Origin of the sequence: Paenibacillus agaridevorans, assembly GCF_018604145.1 — a bacterium.
Taxonomy (GTDB): Bacteria; Bacillota; Bacilli; order Paenibacillales; family Paenibacillaceae; genus Pristimantibacillus; species Pristimantibacillus agaridevorans.
The window spans coordinates 7,397,966-7,422,416 of record NZ_CP075889.1 but is presented as its reverse complement, the minus strand read 5'-3'; the positions used below and the strand labels follow the sequence as shown (position 1 = coordinate 7,422,416).

The 24,451-nt window shown below is 50.5% G+C and carries 16 protein-coding genes; 1 reads left to right on the top strand and 15 read right to left on the bottom strand.

Features of this window, described 5'->3' with window-relative positions:
- Positions 1-2: 2 nt before the first annotated feature.
- Positions 3-920, bottom strand: a complete 918-nt coding sequence (gene ftsX / locus KJW29_RS29815) for a permease-like cell division protein FtsX (protein ID WP_214627355.1) — start codon at positions 918-920, stop codon at positions 3-5.
- On the bottom strand, positions 910-1,596 hold the full coding sequence (gene ftsE, locus KJW29_RS29810; RefSeq protein WP_087569396.1) for a cell division ATP-binding protein FtsE: 687 nt from the start codon (positions 1,594-1,596) through the stop codon (positions 910-912). Before ftsE ends, ftsX begins: the two co-directional genes overlap by 11 nt.
- Positions 1,597-1,858: 262 nt before the next feature.
- Here ftsE and KJW29_RS29805 point away from each other — a divergent pair, with 262 nt between their 5' ends.
- Complete coding sequence (locus KJW29_RS29805) at positions 1,859-3,301, top strand: VanW family protein (protein WP_214627354.1); 1,443 nt, start codon at positions 1,859-1,861, stop codon at positions 3,299-3,301.
- Positions 3,302-3,442: 141 nt separating this feature from the next.
- Here the strand turns inward: KJW29_RS29805 and KJW29_RS29800 are convergent, their stop codons facing one another.
- From KJW29_RS29800 to argF, 13 genes are all read right to left on the bottom strand, one after another.
- Positions 3,443-3,865 (bottom strand): dockerin type I repeat-containing protein, encoded by a 423-nt coding sequence (locus KJW29_RS29800; protein WP_214627353.1) that lies wholly within the window; start codon positions 3,863-3,865, stop codon positions 3,443-3,445.
- Positions 3,866-3,906: 41 nt separating this feature from the next.
- The gene (locus KJW29_RS29795; RefSeq protein ID WP_214627352.1) at positions 3,907-4,953 is read right to left on the bottom strand and encodes an S-layer homology domain-containing protein; all 1,047 of its coding nucleotides are present in this window, start codon (positions 4,951-4,953) and stop codon (positions 3,907-3,909) included.
- Positions 4,954-5,025: 72 nt separating this feature from the next.
- On the bottom strand, positions 5,026-9,558 hold the full coding sequence (locus KJW29_RS29790) for a cohesin domain-containing protein (protein ID WP_214627351.1): 4,533 nt from the start codon (positions 9,556-9,558) through the stop codon (positions 5,026-5,028).
- 335 nt (positions 9,559-9,893) lie between these two features.
- Complete coding sequence (locus KJW29_RS29785; RefSeq protein ID WP_214627350.1) at positions 9,894-12,089, bottom strand: alpha-galactosidase; 2,196 nt, start codon at positions 12,087-12,089, stop codon at positions 9,894-9,896.
- Positions 12,090-12,155: 66 nt separating this feature from the next.
- Positions 12,156-13,460: an ABC transporter substrate-binding protein gene (locus KJW29_RS29780; RefSeq protein WP_246608438.1), complete on the bottom strand. Its 1,305-nt coding sequence runs from the start codon at positions 13,458-13,460 to the stop codon at positions 12,156-12,158.
- A gap of 108 nt (positions 13,461-13,568) precedes the next feature.
- Positions 13,569-14,399 carry a carbohydrate ABC transporter permease gene (locus KJW29_RS29775; RefSeq protein ID WP_214627349.1) on the bottom strand — a complete coding sequence of 277 codons (831 nt, stop codon included), beginning with the start codon at positions 14,397-14,399 and terminating at the stop codon, positions 13,569-13,571.
- Between the two features lie 18 nt (positions 14,400-14,417).
- The gene (locus KJW29_RS29770) at positions 14,418-15,308 is read right to left on the bottom strand and encodes a carbohydrate ABC transporter permease (protein ID WP_214627348.1); all 891 of its coding nucleotides are present in this window, start codon (positions 15,306-15,308) and stop codon (positions 14,418-14,420) included.
- Between the two features lie 82 nt (positions 15,309-15,390).
- The gene (locus KJW29_RS29765) at positions 15,391-16,692 is read right to left on the bottom strand and encodes an ABC transporter substrate-binding protein (RefSeq protein ID WP_246608437.1); all 1,302 of its coding nucleotides are present in this window, start codon (positions 16,690-16,692) and stop codon (positions 15,391-15,393) included.
- Between the two features lie 187 nt (positions 16,693-16,879).
- A complete protein-coding gene (locus KJW29_RS29760) occupies positions 16,880-18,487 on the bottom strand; it encodes a helix-turn-helix domain-containing protein (RefSeq protein WP_214627347.1) in 1,608 nt (535 codons plus the stop codon).
- Entirely contained in the window at positions 18,484-20,316 is a 1,833-nt protein-coding gene (locus tag KJW29_RS29755; RefSeq protein WP_246608436.1) for a cache domain-containing sensor histidine kinase, read from the bottom strand. The genes KJW29_RS29760 and KJW29_RS29755 overlap by 4 nt, the downstream gene beginning before the upstream one ends.
- A 301-nt stretch (positions 20,317-20,617) precedes the next feature.
- A complete protein-coding gene (argH, locus tag KJW29_RS29750) occupies positions 20,618-22,033 on the bottom strand; it encodes an argininosuccinate lyase (protein ID WP_187103358.1) in 1,416 nt (471 codons plus the stop codon).
- A 137-nt stretch (positions 22,034-22,170) separates the two neighbouring features.
- The gene (locus KJW29_RS29745) at positions 22,171-23,409 is read right to left on the bottom strand and encodes an argininosuccinate synthase (RefSeq protein ID WP_087569399.1); all 1,239 of its coding nucleotides are present in this window, start codon (positions 23,407-23,409) and stop codon (positions 22,171-22,173) included.
- 39 nt (positions 23,410-23,448) lie between these two features.
- The gene (gene argF / locus KJW29_RS29740) at positions 23,449-24,405 is read right to left on the bottom strand and encodes an ornithine carbamoyltransferase (RefSeq protein ID WP_087569400.1); all 957 of its coding nucleotides are present in this window, start codon (positions 24,403-24,405) and stop codon (positions 23,449-23,451) included.
- Between the last annotated feature and the right edge of the window lie 46 nt (positions 24,406-24,451).

Here is a 24,451-nt window from a genome sequence, read left to right as displayed (position 1 = left end):
ACCTACACTTTCAAGTACTTTCGAATCGAGATGGTGCTGCCGAGCATTCCGATCAAAGTTCCGATCACAAGGATCAGCCCGGCGGTCAGCCAACCAATTTCCTTGATCGGCACTAGCGATATCAACATGAGCGACATATCCAACTGGGTCAAACTGATAATCTTGCTGTAGCCAAACAGTACGGCGCCTGTCGTCAGAGCCGAGCTTATAAAGCCGATCATCGCTCCTTCGACGAAGAAAGGCCAACGTATAAAAGCATTCGTCGCGCCTACCAGCTTCATGATTCCAATCTCTCGGCGACGGTTAATAATAGTCATCTTGATCGTGTTGGAGATAAGCAGCATAGCAGTAACAGCCAGACCAATCACGATGCCGAAGCCGATATTGCGTACTGCATTCGTCACCTTGAACAACATCTCGACCGTTCCTTGGCCGTACTTGATCCGGTAGATCGGACCCGTCTCATCCGCATCGTTGATTGCCTGGATCTGCGCGGCTACATCGTCAACGGTCTGCGGATCGTACACTTCTATGGTGAAAGATACCGGCAGCGGATTATTTTCATTATTGTAGCCTTCCAGCCAATCGCCGTTCTCTTCGCCCATCGACTCTCGCAAGATCGCCAGGCCATCTTCCTTGGACACGAAGGTTACCTTGCTGACTTCCTGAATGTTGCCGATCTTGTTCTGCAGCTCCGTTACCTTGGCTTCCTCAACGGTCGTCTGCAAGAATACCCGGATCTGTACCCGGCTCTCGATCTGATCCGCCATGGAATTTACGTTAACAGCAAGCAAAATGAAAATCCCTAGTATAAACAAAGAGATAAAGATAGAGCTCATCGATGCAAAAGACATCCAGCCATTACGCAAAATATTTTTTGCGCCTTCCCTGAAGTGGCGCAGGAGCGTGCTAAACTTCATAGCCGTACTCCCCTCTAGCCTCATCCCGAACGATATTGCCGTCTTCAATCGCAATAACCCGTTTACGCATGCTGTTAACGATATCCCTGTTGTGCGTGGCCATTACAATCGTAGAGCCTCTGAAGTTGATCTCTTCCAGCAAATTCATAATCCCCAGCGAGGTCTCCGGGTCGAGATTGCCCGTGGGCTCGTCCGCGACGATAACCGACGGATTATTCACTATTGCCCGGGCAATCGACACCCTTTGCTGCTCGCCGCCCGATAGCTGCGATGGCACGCTGGCGTGTTTATGCTTTAGACCTACGAGCTCCAGCACTTCCATGGTGCGCTTTTTAATAATGCGCCGCGGCGCTTCGATCACTTCCATCGCAAATGCGACATTTTCATATACAGTAAGCTTGGGCAACAAACGGAAATCTTGAAATATAACGCCGATATTTCGTCTCACATAAGGAATCTTGCGCGGTTTGAGCTTGCCGATGTTGAATCCGTTGACCGAAATCTGCCCTTTTGTCGGTATTTCCTCCCGATAGATAAGTTTCATGAACGTAGACTTGCCGGCTCCGGAAGGTCCTACGAGGTACACGAATTCGTTGCGATCTATTCGAACGGAAACTCCACGAAGAGCATGCGTTCCATCTGCGTATGTCTTCCATATGTCGTGCATTTCGATCACTTTATCACATCCTGTATGTAGTCAATTTTACTATTTCGACAGCTTGCGGCTAATTCCTTCAACAGCGGCGTCATTTCCTCTTTTTTCACTTTTCTAATATTTATAGGATTTGTCGAATACCCCCTACATATATTTGGAAATTAGCAGGTCTGCCCCGCATATACATGAAAGGATGCATGGAGCTGTGTCTGATTGTCGGCGCCCCGTCGGAACCTGCGTCCGAAGCTCCTTTATTAACGAACAGGAGAGTGTTCCCCATCCCATGAAAAAGTTGCGTATTACGTTGCTTACGTTAGCGATTCTCCTGCTTGCAGCCGTTGCCGTAACAGGAGCTCTGCTCTGGCAATATGCCGAACAGGATTCTGTTCCCGAGGGGGTGACGATTGGACGAATCGAGCTCGGAGGCATGCCAATCGCAGATGCAATCGAGCTGCTCTCCCGCTACGAGAAATCTTTGCAGGATAGAACAATCACCGTTCGGGCCGGAGAACCCGCAGGCGACAGCAAGAGCTGGACGACCGCAGAGCTCGGCTACCGCGCCGAATTCAGTGAGGCGAGGCTGGCGTTATTAAAGCTGCGTGAAGGCAGTTTGTGGGATCGGGCCGTCTATCGCTACCATTTCCCCAAACATTATTCGCTCTCCCAGAGTTGGAATCGCGATATTTTCGATGCAGCCGTGCGCAAACAGTGGAGTTGGATGGAGAAGGGTGATTCCCAGGACGCAAAAAGGGAGATCACTCCTGACGACAAGGTCGTCTATACGCCGCATCATAATGCGTATCGATTGGAGCTGGATTCCCTGTTGCAGCAAGTGGACGAATGGGTGGTGCTGGGGGAACGCGAGGTCGGTGAGCGGATAACGGGCAGCTTAGCCGACTTGGAGGCCGAGCTGCCCTTGAAGACGGTAGAGCCCGACATCACTTTGGAAGAGCTTAAGGCGGAGGGCATCGACCGAAAAATCATGTCTTTCTCCACCGACTTCGGCACCAGCGCGGAGGGACGCGCCCATAATGTGACGGTAACGGCGGAAACGCTGAACGATTGGCATCTGGCCCCCGGGGAGACGTTCTCCTATGCGGAGCTTATCGCCAAAGCTGAGCAGGAGCACGAATACCGGGAAGCGCCCGTTATTCTCAACGGCAAGTTTGTGCCGGGCATCGGCGGCGGCATTTGCCAGGTATCGAGCACGCTCTATCAAGCCGTATTAAGAGCCGGACTCGACATCGTAGAACGTCGCAACCACTCATTGCCTGTCGCCTACCTCCCGCTAGGCCATGACGCCACCTATGCCACGGACGCCATCGACTTCAAGTTTCTTAATTCGACCGGCAAACATCTTATTATTCGCACCGTCGTGGAAAATCGCAAATTAACCATCAAGTTATTCGGGACAATGCCGGAGAACGTCGCCTATGACATCGAGTCCGTGACCATCAAGACGGTAGAGCCTGGCGCGCAGCAGAAAGTAAACCAGGGACTGGCGGTAGGCGAGCAGCGAGTCGTGGAGAGAGGTAAGGCAGGGTATGTCGTGGACACCTTCCGTACGCTGATCGAGAACGGCAAGGAAGTATCACGCGAGCGAGTTTCCCGCGATACGTACCGCGCCCAGCCGACAATCATCGAGGTAGGGCCCTCCTCGCTGACGTCTACGCCATCGCCGAGCATGCCCGGCACGAAGGAACCGATCGTGGAGGATGGGTTATAGGAACATATCTCTTACATACCATTAACTAAGTCGAAACGGCAACAAATGAACAAATCAAAAGAAACCTGCTGACAAGCAAGAAGCTCATCGGCAGGTTCCATTCATGAAACGACTAACACCCAGTTGACATCAACGCTCGTTTTACTCCAAACCGGTCGAAGCCAGTATCAACTCACCTAAAAACATAAGGTCGCGTTGATCGATCTCCCCGTCTTTCGTAACATCCGCGACTTTTTTCGCATCCCATTCCAAATCATCCTCAGTCACTCCAAGCCAAGCAGAGGCGACGGCTAAATCCGCAAGCGACAATAAGCCGTCGCCATTCACATCCCCTTCCAGCTCGCTGCCGCTTAGTGCGGACGCTGATGGATCGGCCATACTGAGCGATTGCTCCTCGCCGTATGCTTCTCCTGTCGCAGACTCTGTCGTATCCGGCAATACCTCTGCTTGATCTGTTAATTCCTGCAGAGGAGTTGCATAACTGACAACAGGCACCAGGATGATCATCAAACCAATCACCAATGCAAGCCAGCCATATCCTGCAGCCTTACTCCTTAATTCCATTGTGTGCATCTCCTTTTTCGTCTTTCGGCCAATCAAGCAACCTATTCAACTCCAGCCCCCAATAATCGGAGGATTAGAATCGTCGATTCAGCCCGGTTTGTATAAGCTCCCGGATACAGCATGTTGCCGCCTCTTCCATTAAAGAGCCCGGCTTCAACAGCGGTCGAAATCGCGCCCTGCGCCCAGACAGGGACCTCGTTCCAATCCTTGAATTGCGAAGCTTCCTGCTGCGTTGTCGGCAGTTTCAATGCGCGAACGGCTATCGTTACCATCTCCGCTCGGGTAATCGGACGATTGGGACGGAAGGAGCCATCCTCGAAACCGTGAACCCAGCCTTGCTGAACGGCCAGCTCAACCGGAACCCGCGCCCAATTTCCGATGTCGTCGGCGTCAACAAACACGGCTGCTCCCGCTTCTTGCGTCGCTTTCGGCTCAAGAGCGCGGACCAGCATCGTGACAAACTCTGCCCTTGTCACATTGCGATAAGGCCTGAAGGTCCCGTCCGGATATCCGTTGACCAGACCCAGCGAAGCCGCCTTTTCAATGCCGCTCTTGGCCCAATACCCTTCGGGAAGATCCGAGAAATGCAGCGGTTCTGCGGGAGCCGCCGCTTTAAATTGGATGCTTGAGTCTCCTTTGAACTCGAGGGAAGAACTGTTTTTGTGTACAGCCTTTACCCTCTTTAACGCAATAAATGCCTCACCCTCATGGATGACGGCAAACTTCAAAATGGCGATGTTCGCCGAGCCTGTTGTCCCGGGCGTAGTCGCCCCGATCTTCGTATAAGCATAGGTCAAGCTTCCGTCCTTCACGATCGGCGACACGGCAAAACCTGCATCAAGAGCGCTCGCCGCGCTAACAAAACGTAGCGTTGCGGTCGAATAGTCCACATTAATTTCATAGCCAAACAAGTCTTGCATGCCTTGGCCATATACCTCGACGGTAACTTCTTCTCCCACGGCTGCAACAACGATGTCATCCGCTCGAACAACAAAGGTTTCACGATCCGCGTCTGCCTTGGCAACGGGAGGCAATAACACCGACAATAAAATAATGATTGCAATAAACCGGGAAATTCTGGATGTCACAGGCTTTCTCCGTCCTTTCTAAGGTAAACAGAGGAGATGGCAGTCTGACTGCCGTCTCCCCTGCATATGCTTTTACCAATTAAAGATTCTAAGTGCCAGCCATACCAAATCTTCGATATCAATTTTTCCATCATTGTTGCGATCATGCACATTAACTGCGTTCCATCCGGCATCTTTGTCGGTCATGCCATAAGCTTTGGAGACAACAGCCAGATCGCCTACGCTAAGTTGATCATTGCCTGTTGCGTCCCCGTCGACATGGGTAACAATCGAGCTGCTGAACAATTGAGTAGCGTTATTGAGAGCGCCAACCGCTGTCTGTATCTCGCCGGCCGTCGCATTGCTATTGCCGTATACGTCGCGCGCCGCTTGAATTGCGGCTTGGAGCACAGCCTTGGAGCCGATAGGATATTGTCCGATGCGCGGACCCTCCGTTGCGCTCGCATACAGCGCCTCTGCCGCCGCTATTGCGCTTTGCAGCGTGCTGCGATCGACAGCCGCAATCTGTACGGTGTGCGTATTCCCGCCAATGGTTGTCTCAGCGCCTAGACCGTCCGCCAATATCGCCCGGGTAATCGGAATAGTGGTCAATCCAGTCGCCGCATCCAGCTTGGACTTAAATTGAACATCCGCCAAAGTGACATTCGGGTTTGTCCGAGCTGCGCCGAGATGCACGCCAAGGAAACGAACAGTCCCGTTTACTTCATCCAGTTTCGTTGCGACGACAAGGAATTTGTCCTCATCCTTGGATTTCACGGACACAAACTCCAGTTTCGCCGGATCATAGGCAAGGGTGACATCCTGAGCGAATACGTCCTGATGTACAGTGTTCAGGCCATACAGCAAATCGACCGTTTGACCCGCCAGCACCGCTTCACTGCCGGACAAGACTGCGCCTTCAGGCGCCTCCTCGATTTGAGTCTGGGCATAGAAATCAAATCTGTCGAATGCCGGCGTATACTGATTCGGCACATGGGTAAAGGATTTGAACGGGAACGTCGAGCCTCCCAGATCATTAGATCCGCCATTGTAGGTATTATTGTTGGAGAAACGAATGCTGTTCGTTCCCGCCTTCAACTCTACATCCAAGGTTTGGGTAGCGAATTGCTGCCACGAAATCGTGTTTTTAAAATAAACGGTTTGCGGCGCTGCGCCATTGATACTGATTTGTGCGTATCTCTCGACGATATCGTTGTTGTAAGCATGGGTTCCAGAGCTTTCCCCATTCGCGTACTTGACAACCATTTTGTAAATGCCGTCCTTCGGCACTACAATATCCTGAATTTCCAGGTATCTCTCAGCGCTGTCGTATGAAGTAATGCCGCTAACATATTTGCCTCCGGATGCATATTTCGCAAACGCGTCATTCCGGATAAGCGGAAGCTCCGCTCCTGCAGGCGTGCCTACAACTACCGCATCTTCCGCTTCAATCGAGAATAGCGGCGAATTGTCTGCAAATACGGCATGAACATAATCCAGACTAAGGGAAGCTGTCGATTTGACATCGATCAGGTTGATGCCTGTACGCAAGAACATGCGCACCGTTGCATCCTTCCATTGTCCATTCGTATTGGTTACCGCAATGTCCTTCACATGCTTGCGGTCATGATCCAATACAATGGCGCCATCGTTGCCGGAGGCATGACGCAAGGTTACGTCATACATGCCGTCCTCCATGACGCTAACCACGAAGCGTGTATTCGCATTTGCATGTTGACCATAACCGGTCACGTAACCAGCGCCTTCGAATCCAGCCAGGCTGCTGCCGCGGGACAATCCCTTGTCATTGTCATACTCTGCGAATTCGGCTTGAACCACATAACTTGTATTCGTTCCCGTTTCACCGCTGTACGTCAGCTCGATGGCGTCCAGCGATGCTTCGCCCTGGCCTTCAGCGCTTGTATCCGGATTAAATTTGCTAACGCTGATAGAATGCGTGCCCTGAGTCAGATCAATATACGTTGAGCTGCCTCCCAGAAGCTGCATGTTGTAATCGGCACGAAGCACAATTTTAAAGGCCGGCTGATTATCAACTTTAATGAACCACTCCGAATTAATACGCTGGTTCGAGTTGCCGGTGTTCGCCTGGTTCCTCATGCTCGCTGTCGAACCGCTTCCACCAATCAGGTCCAGACGGTAATTGCCATCCTTCGGCACCGTGATGTTCGTCCATTTCACCGCGCTGTCCGCATGTTTGATTCCCTCAATGATTTGTCCATTGGAAGCGGAACGCCCGCTATTGGCGTTGCGCGGGTACAAGCTGGTCGTAATCACATTCGTTTTTACCTGTGCATTCTCTGCTTCATAGCGATTGGACCATACTTCATGTGGTTGACTATCCACAGCTGGCGTAATCACTGCATAATAGGCAGATGTGTAGTCATCCATTTTGACATTCAATGTAACCGAGCCGTTAACGACCGGCAAGTTACGGTCAATGATTTGCGTTGGCTCAACCAGGAAGCCGGTTAGTCCTGTATACCCTGCATGCCACACGGTCACATGAACCTGCTCCGCGTTTTTCAGGAAGTCCGGACTGTTGGCATTGCCAGTTACATTGTTAAACACAACTTGACCCTGGCCTTGCGTTCCGCCGAACGCGATTCCGACTTGTTTCTTTTGATCCTGAATAGATGATAATCCATACAGACCTGGACCATACTGATCATTTTCGTATTTCGACTGGTTGACGGTCACTTTGGCCATGTCGCCGCCAATCATGTCCGCATACCATTTGTACAGCCACCAAGCTCCGTTTGGCTCATTTTGCCCGGCAAGCAATGATCCATACGAGTTTGCAGTATTCCAGTATGGCAGCATACTCGTCATTTTCAATTCGTCGTAACGGGCAATGTATTGCACAAGCGAGCCGCCTACCGCAGTTTCAGTCGTTTGCGCGTATTCGTTGACATCAACTTGAATAGGGAACGGCGATTCGCGATCCGGATATAATTCGCTGTATCTCTGAGCGCTTTGCGCCTCTACGCTCCGGAAGGTGCCCACAGCTCCAGCCGCTGCGTTGAAGGCCTGGTTCCACAGCATATGCCAGCTGATAATATCCGGCAGGCAATCATTTTCTACGCAATATGGGACAAAATCCTGGAACACCCTCGCCCCGTATTGCGTAAGGTTTGGTCCGGAGATATGGGCTCCCGGATCAAGCTCCTTGATTTTGTTAGTTATCGCCAGCCAATCGCTGTTGAATACCGCTCTTGAGTTTCTGCCTGTTTGACTATCCGCCAACAATTGCGGATAACGGGTATTGTCTTGCTCGGGCTCGTTATAAGGAATATAGATAAACTTTTCGTCGGGGTTTTTCCCCGGATTATCCAGCGCCCATCTGTCTTTAAAGCTTTTCACTGCCGTTACAATTGGAATGATTGCCTCGTTGATATACTGCTCTGCTGTGCGGGACGGATAATACCAATGTTGATAATAGTCCTGCATAACAATATTGACAACTTCTCCGCCGGCCTCAAAAAAGTAATCGGCAACACGAAGCGCATCCCCTGTCGGGTGCTGAATGCCGTTAGGCGGCTTTTGGCTTATATGAGAAGGCTTAATCGGAATTAATGTGTTGATATCCGGTACGTTAGGCTCGCTAATGGCATACAGCGCGCCGGCAGCGCCATGATAGATTTGACCGAGCGAACGATCCGCCAGGTTAACCGATATTTGAGCAGGCGTCGCAGCGGCGTTGTCGTCATGTTTAGTCGCTTCGTAAAGTCCATTTACTTGCTCGGCTGTCAGCTTGACATTATACACTTGCAAATCGTCAAACTTCCCGCGATTGTCTCCATCAGAGCTATACAGGGATCTGCCAAATGCGTTGAACTGCAGGGCATCCAAATAATTGCGGTCAAACAGGCGCTCCAACACCGATGCCATCGTCGCTCCGCTCGTTGTGTTAAAGCCTCCTACCAATTGATTGCTGACGGACTGGCCATCCAAGTAAGCTTGATAGCTGCCGTCGCTTTTCATCGTAACGGCAATATGCTGCCATTTGCCTCTAGCGGGTTGTGTTCCCCAAGCGATATCGCCTTTGTAGCTCGCAATTGCGCTTGTATTTGTGCCTGTATACACCCGGTTATTAAACGTGCCCCCACCGTTAATCAAGACAAACTCCGGATCTTGCCAGCCGTTTACGCCGCTGTTTGTAAGCCCCATTCCAGTGATGGTGGAAGAAAACAACCGAGCGAAGTTGCTGGCTGACGTCTCAATATTTGCCCATAACGCGATAGTCAGCTCATTCTGCACCTCTTGGTACATGTGATCGGGCAACTTTAGCCAAGACGTGCCATTAGAGCCGCCCGGAAGGGAAAGCACCTGCCCCCGCTTCGAATCGTTAATGACAGAAGCCGTTCCTTTAAGCTCGGCATTGCCGGCAGCAACCTGGGAATTTACGCTGTTTGCCACCACTTTATCATTCACAAGATTTTGTTCGAACGTCCAGTTAAAGATCGGGCTTGGCGTCAGCTCCGCATTCAACGTCGACAAAGGAGTCGGGTTTTGGCCCGTCGATTCGGAAGCGCTTGCAAACGGCGCCGGCATGACGATCACCGCGGCAAGCAATGTTGCAAGTGTTCGTTTTGCATAGGTTTTCAAATTTCCTCACCCCTGGTTATTATTGTACTTCGACTGATTGTTTGCATGATTTCAAATCCGGGAAATCATGCATTGGTGAACATGGACATCACACCTTCCCACCAGTTTTGCTTAGTTCTTATACATCGTATATTAGATTTAAAAGAAACTAAATTAATGATTTTTACTAGAATTGTTCCTTTCTTTACGACTTGAACTCATCATTTTATTAGATGATGTAATTTTTTTATTCTTCGTTCCCTTTTGCTCGTCAGCCAAAAAAAACCCGCCTTATAAGAGGCGGGGGGTGGGGTTAACACAGGAGTTTCCAATAAAATGACTGTGATATTCTATGATTACTTTATCTTTCTTAATTTCCATGATTTAGATTTGAAATCTCCATTAAGCTCAATAGGTACACGTAGCCCGACATGCATCAGCTCATCCCCTCCATAGACCCGTTCCGGCATATCCACTGACGTATAGGAGGCATCCGGGTCCAGCCCTTGCAGACGAAGCGTTCGGAAACCAGCGTTGGGCTCCGCCAAGATGCGGCAATAAAACACAAAGACCTCCGATTGATCGCCTGAAACAATCATCCAGGCCGCTTCAAGACCTTCGAAAGGGTTCAAGAGCCGATACAAATCGCCTTGCAGCAAAAACTCCCTTATCTCTTTATAGAAGCGCACCTGCTCCTTGACCACTTGTTGTTCTTCTTCCGTAAATTGAAGTAAATCCAGCTCATAGCCGAACACGCCTGCAAACGCAACATTTCCTCTTGTCTCGAGCGGAGTCACCCGTCCTACCTGATGATTCGGAACTGCCGATACATGCGCTCCCATTGAGCTGATAGGATAAACGATACTCGTGCCGTACTGAATCTTCAAACGACTGATCGCATCCGAGTTGTCGCTTGTCCAGGTCTGAGGCATATAATAGAGCATCCCGGGATCAAAGCGGCCTCCGCCGCTGGAGCAGCTCTCGAATAAGATGTCTGGAAAGGCGGTTGTCAGCTTGTCGAGAACACGATACAGCCCCAATATATAACGATGTGCGGTTTCACGCTGGCGCTCGGCTGGCAACGCGGCTGAACCGACCTCTGTCATATGGCGATTCATATCCCATTTCACATAAGCAATCGGGGCGCTGCGCAAAATGTTCTCCAGTTGTTCGACAATAGCATCGCATACCTCGACACGCGAAAAATCCAAAATGAGCTGACTGCGGCTCGTCGTCCGCGATCTGCCCGGCACATGAATGCACCAATCCGGATGATTGCGGTATAATTCACTGTCTAGCGACACCATCTCAGGCTCGAACCATAACCCGAACTGCATGCCGTGCCCATTGATTTTGTCGGCCAAATCCTTCAGACCGCCGGGTAATTTCCGCTTATTGACGTACCAATCGCCAAGCGAGCTTGTATCATCATCCCGTTCTCCGAACCAGCCGTCATCCAGAACAAACAGCTCCATGCCCAGTTCCTTGCCCTTGATCGCAATCTGCTCCAGCCGTTCGGCATCAAAATCGAAATAGGTCGCTTCCCAGTTATTAATCAGAATCGGTCTGACCTGATCCCGATATTTCCCCCGGCATAGACGGGATCGATACAACGAATGATAGGTTCGCGACATTCCCCCGAGCCCTTCCGCCGAATAGACGAGTACGGCTTCCGGAGCCTGGAACTCTTCGCCGGACTCCAGCAGCCATTCGAAATCAAAGGAATGAATGCCGATGGATACGCGCGCCGTATGATAGGGATCCACCTCGACATTAGCCAAGAAGTTGCCGCTGTACACCAGATTTAAACCGTATACCTCGCCTGTCGTCTCATCTGCCCCTTTGCGCATCAGCGCAATAAAAGGATTATGATGCGGACTGCTCGCTCCTCTTCTGCTATCGACGGCTTGCGTGCCTTGATAAAGCGGCCGTCTGTACATCGAACGCTCCTTGGCCCATGCCCCTGACAAATGAAGCAAATCAAAGTCTGCATCGCCGAAGTCAACATTCATGCTGGCCGCAGCAAGCAAGCGCACACGCTCTTCGCTGTGATTCAGAAAACGAACCGATCTTGTGATGACATTATACGACTCAAAAATCGAATAGCTCAGTATGACATACAGGTTAAGCCATTCGTCCTTCAAGGTGATTTCAAGTGTTTCTACCTCGGATTCGCTCTCCGCATAAACAGAAGGAAGACCTTTCAAGGCCGGCTTGCCTTTCAGAATGAGATGCGAATCATATCGCAGATCGCTTGTTGTCGACCCATTCTCCAGACGGATCTGATAAGCCGGCGTACGCAAGTCACTCCGGCCGAATCCTGGATATTCCTGCGGCAGCTCGTCCAATGAAAAGGAGCGATCGTCCGGGTCCGGATTAGGCGATAAAGGACGATGCACATGCAGAAGCTCGTTTGCATCATTAAACTGGTTAATCCGTTTTCCCCAATACCGGTGAGCCAGAAATCCATCCCTCACGATTTGAATGACATAACTCGTTTGATTTGTTTTCAGATGAAAGCTTCGTTGCTTCTCGTCAAAAGTGACTGACATGAACGCTCCTCCTCGTTTTTTTCATGCTGCGCTCCCTAAACATCCCGTTCGACGAGTGTTCCCTTCTCAACGCTTTGTTTTATTCAATTCGTCTATCGCCGCTTGAATTTCGTTCAGAGAATCTTGAAGAGTCCCGTCGCCGAGATACTTGTTCACACCTTCTTGAATCTTTGTTTGCAATGATTCGGTCGAAACTGTATGGGGCCAATACAAGGCTGCATCCTCCCGGCGGAGAAGCGATGCGATCTGATTCATGACGGGGTCGTGAACCTGGGCCGCGACAATCGATGGCACCGCCAGCGCCTTAGCAGACAATTCCTCCTGATTGGCCTTGCCATTCATAAATTCCACAAACAGACGCGCTTCCTCCGGATATTCGGTCTTGGCGTTGATAACCCGGTAAGTCCCAATATTAATATTGGGAACCGTCGTCGTTTCTCCCGGAATGGTCATAAAAGCAATTTCATTCTTTGGATTGCGCTCCTTAATGCTCAGCATGCTCCATGTGCCCGTCGGCATCATGGCCGCCTTGCCCTGGCTGATTAAATCCTTTGCTTGCTCAGCCTTGAGCTGCTTCCAGTTCTCCGGTACATATCCGCGATCGATAATCTCTTTATGCTTGCGAATCGCGTCCACAAACAGCGGATTATTGATTGGAATTTCGCCGCTCTCCAGCTTTCGGGTCCACTCCTCATCAGCGCCGTTATTGCTCATAATCGGCCCCCAGAAAAATTGGGCCGTTGACCATTCCGAATCCGTTGAGATGGGAATAATCCCATGTTCCTTCAAGGTCTGGCATACCTCCAGAAATTGTGCCCAGGTTCCCGGCACCTTGAGTCCAAGACTGTCGAACAACGTTTTGTTGTATAACAAACCATTGCTGTGCATCACCTCCGGCGCTCCCAGCACCCTGCCATCCACTGTAACAGGCGCCAGGTAACTCGGCATCATGTCGTTTAAAAACTCCATACCCGTCAAATCCAGATACATAGGGTCCCGAAGCTGCCGAAATTCCTCGAACAGACTTGGCGACCATGCATCAAATACATCGATTTTTTCGCCGCCAAGCAACCGAATTTTCACCCCTGCGCTATAGTTCGCATTTTGAATGAAATCCGCTTCAATGTTGATTCCGGGATACTGTGCCTCAAATTCGGCGATCGATTCATAATACGCTTTGCCTGACTGGGCCGCATCGAGCAGATAACTGGTATACCTTAATGTCACCTGTTTAGCCGCAACATCAGAGCGATCAAGTATGGCGGAAGGATTCCCCTCCCTATTCGGATGGCTGCATGCCGACGCCAGCATCGCGAGCCCTAGTGCAAGAAGGATCATACTCCGCTTTCGATTCCAAGGTCTATTTCTCATGAGTTTTTATTCGTCCCCCCTGAACATGCTGGCAAATTGTCGACGGGGCATGTTCTAACCACCATCACATCAGGTCTACCACGAATAATTGGATATAGTCAAGGGGCATTACAGTTTCCCGCCGGATGTCGCGATCCCTTCAATAAATTGCTTTTGGAATGCGATATAAATGAAAAGCATAGGCCAAATTGCAAGAATGGATGCGGCCATCAATTCGGGATAATGCACGGAATACGCCCCTTGTATTTTGGCGAGAGCAGACGACAGAGTCGCAGCAGCCGTGTTCGTGTTGACAATCATGGGCCACATCAAATCTTTATAAGCAAACAGGGCTGTGAAAATACCAAGAGCGACAAGACCGGAACGCGCCAGCGGCAGCATGACGAAAACAAAGGTTTGTCCGATATTGCAACCGTCAAGCTTCGCGGCTTCCTCCAATTCCTTGGGCAAACCCATAAAAAACTGGCGAAGCAAAAAGGTGCCGAACGCGCTCACAAGCCCCGGAAACAAAAGGGCGAAAATCGTATTTCGCATCCCCATTGCATCCACCATTAAATATTGCGGGATAATAAAAATTTGGGTCGGCACCATCATTTGAAAAAGAACAAGACCGAAGAAAAAATCCCTGCCCGGGAACTTCAGCCGAGCGAACGCATACGCCGCCATCGCGCTAAACAACAAGGAGCACAGTACCCTGAGCGCCATCATGGCGAACGTATTCCAGTAGAGCTGTAAAAAGTTGTTTTGTTGCAGTACTTCTTTATAATTGCTCCATTGCCATTGGTCAGGCAACAATATAAACGGATTCATGGATGTGGATTCCGCCACCGTTTTGACCGAAGTCAAAGCCATCCATACAAATGGAAGAATCATCATACAAGCCCCTGCTATAAGCAGCGCATGGGCCGCCACTTTGGTAATCCGATGATTAACCGTCATCTCGCGGCACCTCCTTCTTTACATATAATTGACCCATTTCTTTTGGGCTCTCGTCTGGAACACGGTTATAATCAGAATCAGAATCAACAGCAGCATAACAATTGCAGAGCCGTAGCCTTTGTCCGAATATTTAAAGGAACTATTGTAGAACAGATATACCAGCGAGACTGTATGGTCATAGGCTGGATTCGTGACATCGATCATCATATAGATGACATCAAAAACCTGCATCGCCTGTATAATCGAAGTGATAAGAACAAAAAACATCGTGGGCGAGACTAGCGGCAGCGTGATGACAAAAAATTGTCTAAATTTCCCCGCGCCGTCTATATCCGAGGCTTCATAGTAATCCTTCGGAATTTCCTGCAAGCCTGCCAGGAATAAAACCATGTTGTAGCCGATAACGCTCCATATGCCGATAATCGCTATCGACAGAAGCGCTACAGTCGGACTAGAGGTCCATTCCACGGGCGGCAGCCCTAATTTGGACAACCCGTAGTTAACCAAGCCGAACTGTGTGTTGTATAACCATTTCCACACCATCGTTACAGCGGCGGGAGCAGCCACCATTGGAATAAAATAAATCGTTCTGTACAGCGACTTCCCACCGAGATTGCCGTTTAACATAACCGCCACAACCATGGCAATCATGATGCTGATCGGTACAACCAGTACGGTGTACATGAGGGTGTTCCCAACAGCGTGCCATACCTGCGGATCGCCAAACATCTTCAGGTAATTGCCGAATCCCACAAAGACATTTCCTCGACCAAAATCTCCGCTTTTAAAGAAACTTAAATACACGGTTTGAATAATCGGTATGATATTGAGCACAATCAAACCAATTACCGTAGGCGCAATGAGAAACCAGCCCCATGACCATTCATTCCATTTCTTCTCCACTATCATCTTCTCCTATCCAAATTGCGGCCCCCCTTGATTAAGGGGTGCCGCAATGTTGGCTTTGGTATGTTGGAACTTTGTTTTTGAGTTATTCTTGTGCCAGGCTTTCGTTCATGACTTTCGCCGCGTTTTTGGATGCTTCCTCTACAGACTTTTGACCCGTAAAGGCATCTTTAAGCGCCTCGTAAGCTTTGTCTTCCCACACCGCCGTCGTTTTGGAATACGGACGAATCACCGCGTAGTCAACCATGTCCACATAAGCTTTGACATTAAAGGTCTTATTGGAGGAGATCCACAGATCCGCTGCGCCCTCATATGCCGAGATCGCCACTCCAAGCTCTGCCTGACGCTCTTGACCTTCCTTGGAGCTCAGGTATTCAACAAACTTCCAGGCTTCCTCCGGATGTTTTGTATTGTGCGCGATTGCATTTCCGAGTCCATTGAAAATCGATGCTTGTTTTTCTTTTTTTGGAAGAACAGCGACATCAAAGTTTTTGGCGATATATTCGTTTGCCGTAAAACCGGACAGATTCCATGAACCAAAGAAGCCCATTGCTACCAAGCCGTTTTGCAAAGCCTCTGCACGCTCGCTGTCGCCATAGATCTGCGGAGACAACCCTTCGCGGATAAATTTCGTATAGAACTCCAAGGCCTCAATCGTTTTCGGATCGTCGTATCCGGATTTATTATCGTCGGTTATAATCGTTCCGTTGTTTTGATACACAAAGTTATAATATCCTTCTTGATTGTGAAGCGGCGTCAGCACTCCGTACACGCCATCCTTAGTCAGCTTTTTCGATGCATCATAGAGATCGTCCCATGTCCACGAGTCGCTAGGATAAGGAACACCCGCTGCATCAAACATCGTTTTGTTATACCACAAGCCGATTGTATCGAAATCTTTTGGAATCGCATATTGTTTGCCTTCGTAGTTATAAATCTCGTTTAGACCCTTAGGAAACTTATCCAATTGCACTTGCTCGCTCGCCGCAACTTTGTCCGTCAAGTCCAGCAGCATACCGTTGGATGCGTAACGATAAATTTCGTTCGAGTGCATCCAGAACACGTCAGGCAATGATCCGCCCGTCGCGCCGGCTTCAAGCGTCGTCCAGTATTCGCCCCAACCCGTCACGTTGATATTAATGTTGATGCCTGGGTTTTTTGTTTCAAACTCGTCGGCAATCTTTCTCAGACCTTTTTCCTGATTGGAATCCCAGATGGCAAAATCCAGTGTAACATCAGCCTTGCTGCCGCCGTTTGATCCCTGTTCGGTTGGCGTCGATGTAGGCGCGTTCGTTGCGGCATTTCCGCCGTTAGAGTTGTTAGAACTGCATGCTCCCGTAACAGCCAGGGTTAGCGCCAGCATAAGTGACAAACTTGTTTTTCTCAATTGAAATACCCCCACATATCGTTAGTTTTGAATACGTCTTGTTTGCTACAGCTTTATCATATCGAACCCCGGTTGGAGACGAAATCAACGTTCTTTACCACAGTCCGTATGTTTTTTTACTGTTTCAGGGCACAAAAAAGAAGCGCATGGCTGACCATGCACTTCTTTTACCGATTCATGCCGTTTCTCAACCGGATGAGCCTCGATACTCCTCTGGCGATAAACCTGTCATTTTTTTAAACAATTTGCTGAAATATGTCGTATTGGGGTAGCCGACCTGATCAGCGACTTCATACACCTTAAGCGATGTATTTCTCAAATAATGTTTAGCCTGGTCCATCCGCATACGTGTCAGAAAGCTGACGAAAGTAACTCCGATCTCTTGCTTGAACACGCGGCTTAAATACGAGGCATTGATATTAATCGCATCCGCCACCGTCTGCAGCGAGATGGACTTATCCGCATATCGTTCCATGACGAGGTCGCAAGCTTTTCTGGCATAGCTTTGGGGCAGCCCCACTCTCTGCCGGTTAATATCCCGCTGCCTCTTGAGAACGGTCAAGATGAGCTCATGAAGATCGTCCAGACTATCATCCATCAACATTCTTTCGTAAGGAGTCTGCCTGTTTGCCCCTTCGGTCTCATCCGTCGTATTCGGAAAGGCGGAAAAAACCAAAGCAAGAAGTCGCATGTAAATTTGACGAATTTGCCGCTCGGAACCCGTTTCCGTCTTGAACCGGGCTCGAAGGTCCTCAAGAAAGGCATCGGCTCCGGCCCCATCCGTAAGCACCAGTCGTCGAAAAGACTCCGCTTCTTCTCGCGACAAATAAATTTCTTCGCCCTCCTGCGGATTGTCGAGTGTCTCCTCATAAAAAAACTTTGACGTCTCTCTCTGGAAAAACAATTGCGTCAGGGCCGACTCCGCCTCCTTAAGCGCACGCTTCAGGCCGTTGAAGCCCGCGGCAGGAGCGCTCACGCCGACAGCTACGGAGATAGCCAAAAAATCACGCATGGCCTCAATGACGCTATCCAGCAAATGATTGAGCTCCCGATGCGGCAATTCGCGCTGATCCGGTATGTTCAGCATGATCAAATATTCCGACGAACTTTCAATCATAATTTCCTTGTTCCACTGACGGGAGACAAGCTCTTGAAGCATATTAACTACCGCGTATCGCAGAAGACGCTCATCTTGCTCCACATATTTTAATCGCGCTTCCTCAAATCGATTGATACGCAACTTGATCAGCGCCATCGGCCCTTCCTTTAGATCAATATGAAGAGCTTGCCTTCTATCCAGCACTTCCTCGCTCTCGCAAAAGCCGCTTAGCAAATCTTTGAACAGGTTTTCCTTCAAGTAGCTGATGCTTTCCTTGATGTCACCGGCAAGCACCGTCTTGCCTTGAGCAAGCGAAAGCTTGTCCAAGCTGCGTTTTACTCCCTCAAGCACCTGCTCCAGTTGCTCCGGCTTAATATCGCCTTTGATCAAATAGTCACTTGCGCCCAGTCTTAATGCCTCCTGAGCATATTGAAATTCGTCAAACACGCTCATAATGACGAACTGGCAATCGGGAAGCAGCTCAGCCGCCTTGCGAATCAGCGTCAATCCGTCCATGATGGGCATCATGATATCCGTAATAATAAGAGCAGGTTTATAAAGCTCCGCGAGCTCGAGCGCCTCTTGTCCATTCGAGGCTTCCCCGACGATACGAAAGCCAAGCTTCTCCCACTCGATCATCCATTTTAGTCCAATTCTCATAAGCAACTCGTCATCCACAATCAAAACCGGTATCAAATTGGCTCCACTCCTTGCTTGTTTGCAGCTCCTGGGATTTTAAGCGTAAAGGTTGTCCCTTTTCCCGGCGAACTGCTAAACGTGATGCCGTATTGCGCGCCAAAAACGCGTTTTAAACGGCTGTTGACATTCCGAATACCGATGCCGCCCATCGTTTGAGCTCCATTTGTTTGCATCCCATCCAGTTGCTCCTGGATCATTGCGTTTGTCTGCTCATCCATGCCGCGCCCGTTGTCCGAGACGCTAATGGCAATATCCCCATCTTCAAATGCGAACAGGGCAATTTCTATTCGACCGCCGTTTTCCTGATCGGCTATTCCATGGAAAATCGCATTTTCAACCAGTGGCTGAATGGTGAGCTTCAAAATATGACATTCAAGCAACGATTCATCAAGCTGATAATCGACTTGAATCCGGTTGAAGTAACGAACCTTCTGGATGGTAATATAATTTCTGATGTACTCCAGTTCCTCCTGGATGGAAACCATACGTATTTCAGTTCGAGTCGCATACCGCAATAACGCGATCAGGGATTCCGTCATTTCCACGATTTTGTCGGCCCGCTGCATACTCGCAATCCATTTGACCGAGTTCAGGGTGTTGTACAGAAAGTGCGGATTGATCTGAGCCTGCAAAGCGCGAATTTCCGCTTCCGTCTTCCCCTCCTGCTCCTCGTAAATCCGATCAACTAGCAGCTTCAATTCTTTGGACATCTGCTCAAACCTCGCAGCCAACAAACCGATTTCATCATTGGATCGCACACTCGGCAAATTATCAAATTTGCCCTGCTCAACCAAAGCCATATTTCTCATCAGCGTTTTGATCGGTCTCATGATCACATTGGACAGATAGTAGGAACTAATTAGAGCAAAAATAACGAGTACCACAACGATAGTAATTAAATTACGCTTTAGAATATCCCCTTCAACCGCCAGTTCATCCACCGGAATATAGAGATAGGAGGACCAATTGTGCAGTTCGAACGGAGCTCGAACGGAGATGTAATTCACGCCCCCCGATTCGACAACTTGTCGACTCATCCCCTGCTCTCCCTTGATCTCGTTGAATTGAAACAGCCCTTCGAACGGTTTGCCGATTTTTTCGTAGCTCGTATTATAAAGTACCGCCCCTCGCTCATCTACAACGGTAAAGGCTTCTCTGATGCTTTCCTGCATCCTTGTATTCAGTTCGTGAATAAACGATATATCAATGCTCACAACCATGACGCCTAGCAAATCGCCATTTTGCATGTCGAATATTTTTCGCAAATTATAGATTGCCCATTGGTCGGTTTTCCTTACTTGCCGGTCGATCCGAGGAGACAGATCAATCGTAATTGCGTCCGAATCAAGAAACTCTTTAAACCACTTCTCTTCTCCGGGATGGTATCTGTAATCAATGGGAGTGTTGGAATTGATATAGAGATCGCTGCCTCCGTTCAAATTGTATACATAAATCGAAAAGGATCGGTCTTTCATCATAATATAGTTCATTAACAATAAAGTGGCCTGATTTTCATTTTCCTTCGAGCTGTCGAGCAAAAAATTTTGTATGGGATAATGCTCTTGCGAAGCGGCTGTAACGTAACTGTTAAGTCCGTAGCTCGATAAAAGCGATATTTTTTTTACTTCCTCCAAAAATTCTTCTATACGAATATTGGATTGAATCAGAACATCCATCATAAGGTCTGTATATTTACGCTCCAGCAGCTGTTGGGAGGAGCTGTACGAATTGACAAACATTGTGATGATCGGCACGAAGATGACTATGGAACAAAATAAAATCAATTTGGTGCGAATGCTGATAAAAAATCGGCTATGACCATTCAAATACGTACACCACCGTTCGGATGATCTAGTTAAATCCTACACGGGGAGTTTGTTTCTTGGCAAGTGATTTCCACACTGGAAAAATTTGGGCATGCTGCGTCAATCAAGGTGAGACAGCTACGCCTTCCTTTGGCGGCGGGGCGCGTTACAATCCGAGAAATATAGAGAAAGTATGGAGAAATTATATACTTTCCTATATTTCGAAGAAGGAGGCGCTTCTTATCGAAGCGCCCCCTCTGGTATATCAATGATCGTGCTGACAGTCACGCAGCAAATTAAGCGCTGCGCCTCTTAAAACAGCTTATCTGCTGCGTTCCAAATATTCCGCTACCCACGCCGACGTCCCGGCCAGCGCCGTTTCGGCGCGGCCGATCGCGTCCTCGACCTGAGGCTTCGCCGTGCCGCCATAAACGTTGCGCGCGTTAACGACCTGCTCCGGCTGCAGCACCGCATAAATGCGGTCGTCGAACAGCGAGGAGAACTGCTTGAACTCGTCCAGCGTCAAATCCAGCAAATATTTGTTCTGCTCGATGCAGTACAGAACAGTCTTGCCGATGACTTCATGCGCTTGGCGGAACGGCAATCCTTTGCCTACGAGGAAGTCGGCGATGTCCGTGGCGTTGGAGAAGTCCTGATTAACCGCCTGGCGCATCTGCTCCTTGTTCACCTTCATCGTCGCGATCATCGGCGCGAACAATTGGAGGGCACCCTGAAGCGTCTTCACGGTGTCGAACATGCCTTCCTTGTCTTCCTGCATGTCTTTGTTGTACGCGAGCGGCAGCGACTTGAGCACCGTCAGCAAGCCTACAAGGTTGCCGTATACGCGCCCCGTCTTGCCGCGCACAAGCTCCGGCACGTCCGGGTTCTTCTTCTGCGGCATAATGCTGCTGCCCGTGCAGAACGCGTCATCCAGCTCCACGAAGCGGAACTCCGTGCTCGACCACAGAATGAGCTCCTCGCTGAGGCGCGAAAGATGCATCATAATGATGGAGGCGTGCGACAAGAACTCCAGGATGAAATCGCGATCGCTTACCGCATCGAGGCTGTTCTCGTAGACGCTGTCGAACTTCAGCTGACTCGCCACGAAATGCCGGTCGATCGGAAACGTTGTGCCCGCCAGCGCGCCTGCGCCCAGCGGCAGTACGTTGATGCGCTTGTAGCTGTCCTGAAGACGCTCGATGTCGCGGCCGAACATGGATACGTACGCCATCAGGTGATGCGCGAACAAAATCGGCTGCGCGCGCTGCAGATGCGTATAACCAGGCACGATTGTGTCCGTGTTGGCTTTCGCCTGCTCGACAAGCGCGGATTGCAGCTTGTGCAGCATGTCGACGAATTCCACGACGCGTTTGCGAAGCCACAGATGCATGTCCGTCGCGACCTGGTCGTTGCGGCTGCGGCCCGTATGAAGCTTGCCGCCGACCGTGCCTACGTCATCGATGAGCGTTTTTTCGATATTCATATGAATGTCTTCATCGCCGATCGAAAATTCGATGTCGTCGCGTTTGATGCGCTGCAGCACGCGATGCAGGCCGTCTTTGATCTTCTCCACATCGTCCGCCGGCAAAATGCCCTGCTTGCCCAGCATCGTGACATGCGCGAGGCTGCCCTGCACATCCTCCTCCGCCAGCTCCTTATCGAACATGATCGAAGCTGTATACTCCTCGACCAACTGGTCCGTTTTCTTCGTAAATCGCCCACCCCATAATTTGCTCATGCGTGTCTCAGCACTCCTTCCGATCGTGAACTTCCGGTTATCTCCTGATATAAAAGAGGATCGGACATGGCGGACGGAAGCCTGCCTGCGCAAGCTTCCGCCGTCTGTCCGGTCCATTACTCTATAGGGTCCCGACTCTACTCGCCTTTGCTTTGCTCCACGCCCGACGATACTTTCAGGCGCAGCGCGTTCAAGCGGATGAAACCTGTCGCGTCGCCTTGATCGTACGCCTGCGAAGGATCGGCTTCCATCGTCGCGATGTCCGGGTTGTACAGGCTGACCGGGCTCTTGACGCCGGCGCCGATGACGTTGCCTTTGTACAGCTTGAGGCGAACGACGCCCGAGACGTTCTTCTGCGATTCCGCGACCAGCGCTTGCAGAGCAAGACGTTCCGGCGCAAACCAGAAGCCGTTGTACACGAGCTGGCTGTATTTCGCGATCAGGGAGTCGCGAAGATGCATCACTTCGCGGTCCATCGTGAGCGACTCCATCTTGCGGTGAGCCGTAAAGAGGATCGTGCCGCCCGGCGTCTCGTATACGCCGCGGCTCTTCATGCCGACGAAACGGTTTTCTACCATGTCCACGCGGCCAATGCCGTGCTTGCCGCCCAGCTCGTTGAGCTTCTCCATCACTTCAAGCGGGCTCAGCGCTTCGCCGTTCAGCGCCACGCAGTCGCCTTGCTCAAATGTCAGCTCGACGTATTCCGCTTGGTCCGGAGCGCGCTCCGGCGATACGCTGAGGACGTACATGTCTTCGTTCTCTTCGGCGCTCGGATCGAACCATGGATCCTCCAGCATGCCGCTCTCGAAGCTGATGTGCAGCAGGTTGCGGTCCGTGGAATACGGCTTCGCCGCCGATGCCGTAACCGGAATGCCGTGTTTCTCCGCATAGGCGATCATTTCGGCGCGGCCCGGGAATTGCTCGCGGAACGCTTCCAGACGCCATGGCGCGATAACGCCGATCTCGGGAGCCAGAGCCGCCGCCGTAAGCTCAAAGCGCACTTGATCGTTGCCTTTGCCCGTCGCGCCGTGCGCGATCGCCGTTGCGCCTTCCGCGCGCGCGATATCCACCATGCGCTTCGCGATCAGCGGACGCGCGATGGACGTGCCCAGCAAATATTGGCCTTCGTACAGCGTTCCGGCTTGGAACATCGGATAGATGAAGTCTTTCGCGAATTCCGCGCGCAGGTCGTCGATGTATACTTTGGAAGCGCCGGTAGCCAGCGCTTTTTCCTCCAGACCGTCTAGCTCGTCCTTCTGTCCGATGTCGGCCGTAAACGCGATAATTTCCGCGTCGTACGTTTCTTTAAGCCATTTCAGAATGACAGATGTATCCAAACCGCCGGAATAGGCCAGCACGATTTTTTCCTTCGCCATTGTTCTCTTACTCCCCTTCAATCTTGGTTTTCGTATGAATTAAGACATGATAGCCGCCATGATCGCCTTCTGCGCATGGAGACGATTCTCCGCCTGGTCGAAAATAATGGACTGCTTCCCGTCGATAACGCTCTCGCTGACTTCTTCGCCGCGATGCGCCGGCAGGCAGTGCATGAACAGGTAGTCGTTGTTCGCGTATTTCACAAGCTCGTCGTTGACCTGGAACTTCTTGAAGGCAACCTCGCGTTCCTTCTGCTCGGCTTCTTGCCCCATGCTGGCCCATACGTCCGTATAAATAATGTCCGCTCCGTCTACCGCTTCCTTCGGATCGCGGCAAATCGTGATGCGCGCGCCCGTCTCCGCCGCGTTGGCTTTCGTCTGCTCGATAATGTCGGCATCCGGTTCGTAGCTTTCCGGCGTCGCGATCGACATATGCACGCCAAGCTTGGCGGCTCCCATCATAAGGGAGTGAACCATATTGTTGCCGTCGCCGATGTACGCCATCTTCAGGCCTTCCAAGCGGCCCTTCTGCTCGTAGATCGTCTGGAAGTCCGCCAGCGCCTGGCAAGGATGGGACAGGTCCGTCAGACCGTTAATGACCGGAATCGTCGCTCCGCGCGCCAATTCAACAACCTTGCGATGAGCGAACGTGCGAATCATGATGCCGTCTAGATAACGCGACAACGTCTGCGCCGTATCCCAGATCGTTTCGCCCCGGCCGATCTGCAGATCGTTCCCGCTCAGAAACAGCCCCTGCCCGCCGAGCTGGTACATCCCTACCTCAAACGATACGCGCGTGCGCGTCGACGACTTCTCGAAAATCATGCCAAGCGTCTTGCCCTTCAGAATATGATGGGTCTCGCCGGCCTTCTGCTTTTTCTTAAGATCGATCGCCAGATCGATCAGGTAACGCAGCTCCTCCTGCTTGAAATCGACCAGCATAAGGAAATCGCGGCCTTTCAGGCTCTGCGCCAATTCTTCGTTAACGACTTGCATGGATGTTCCCTCCTTTAATGCCTCTGCTATTCCGCTATCCAATTAT

Coding starts and splice junctions, on each gene's coding strand:
- ftsX (WP_214627355.1), bottom strand. CDS start 920: ATGAAGTTTAGCACGCTCCTGCGCCACTTCAGGGAAGGCGCAAAAAAT.
- KJW29_RS29805 (WP_214627354.1), top strand. CDS start 1,859: ATGAAAAAGTTGCGTATTACGTTGCTTACGTTAGCGATTCTCCTGCTT.
- KJW29_RS29800 (WP_214627353.1), bottom strand. CDS start 3,865: ATGGAATTAAGGAGTAAGGCTGCAGGATATGGCTGGCTTGCATTGGTG.
- KJW29_RS29785 (WP_214627350.1), bottom strand. CDS start 12,089: ATGTCAGTCACTTTTGACGAGAAGCAACGAAGCTTTCATCTGAAAACA.
- KJW29_RS29780 (WP_246608438.1), bottom strand. CDS start 13,460: ATGAGAAATAGACCTTGGAATCGAAAGCGGAGTATGATCCTTCTTGCA.
- KJW29_RS29775 (WP_214627349.1), bottom strand. CDS start 14,399: ATGACGGTTAATCATCGGATTACCAAAGTGGCGGCCCATGCGCTGCTT.
- KJW29_RS29770 (WP_214627348.1), bottom strand. CDS start 15,308: ATGATAGTGGAGAAGAAATGGAATGAATGGTCATGGGGCTGGTTTCTC.
- argH (WP_187103358.1), bottom strand. CDS start 22,033: ATGAGCAAATTATGGGGTGGGCGATTTACGAAGAAAACGGACCAGTTG.
- KJW29_RS29745 (WP_087569399.1), bottom strand. CDS start 23,409: ATGGCGAAGGAAAAAATCGTGCTGGCCTATTCCGGCGGTTTGGATACA.
- argF (WP_087569400.1), bottom strand. CDS start 24,405: ATGCAAGTCGTTAACGAAGAATTGGCGCAGAGCCTGAAAGGCCGCGAT.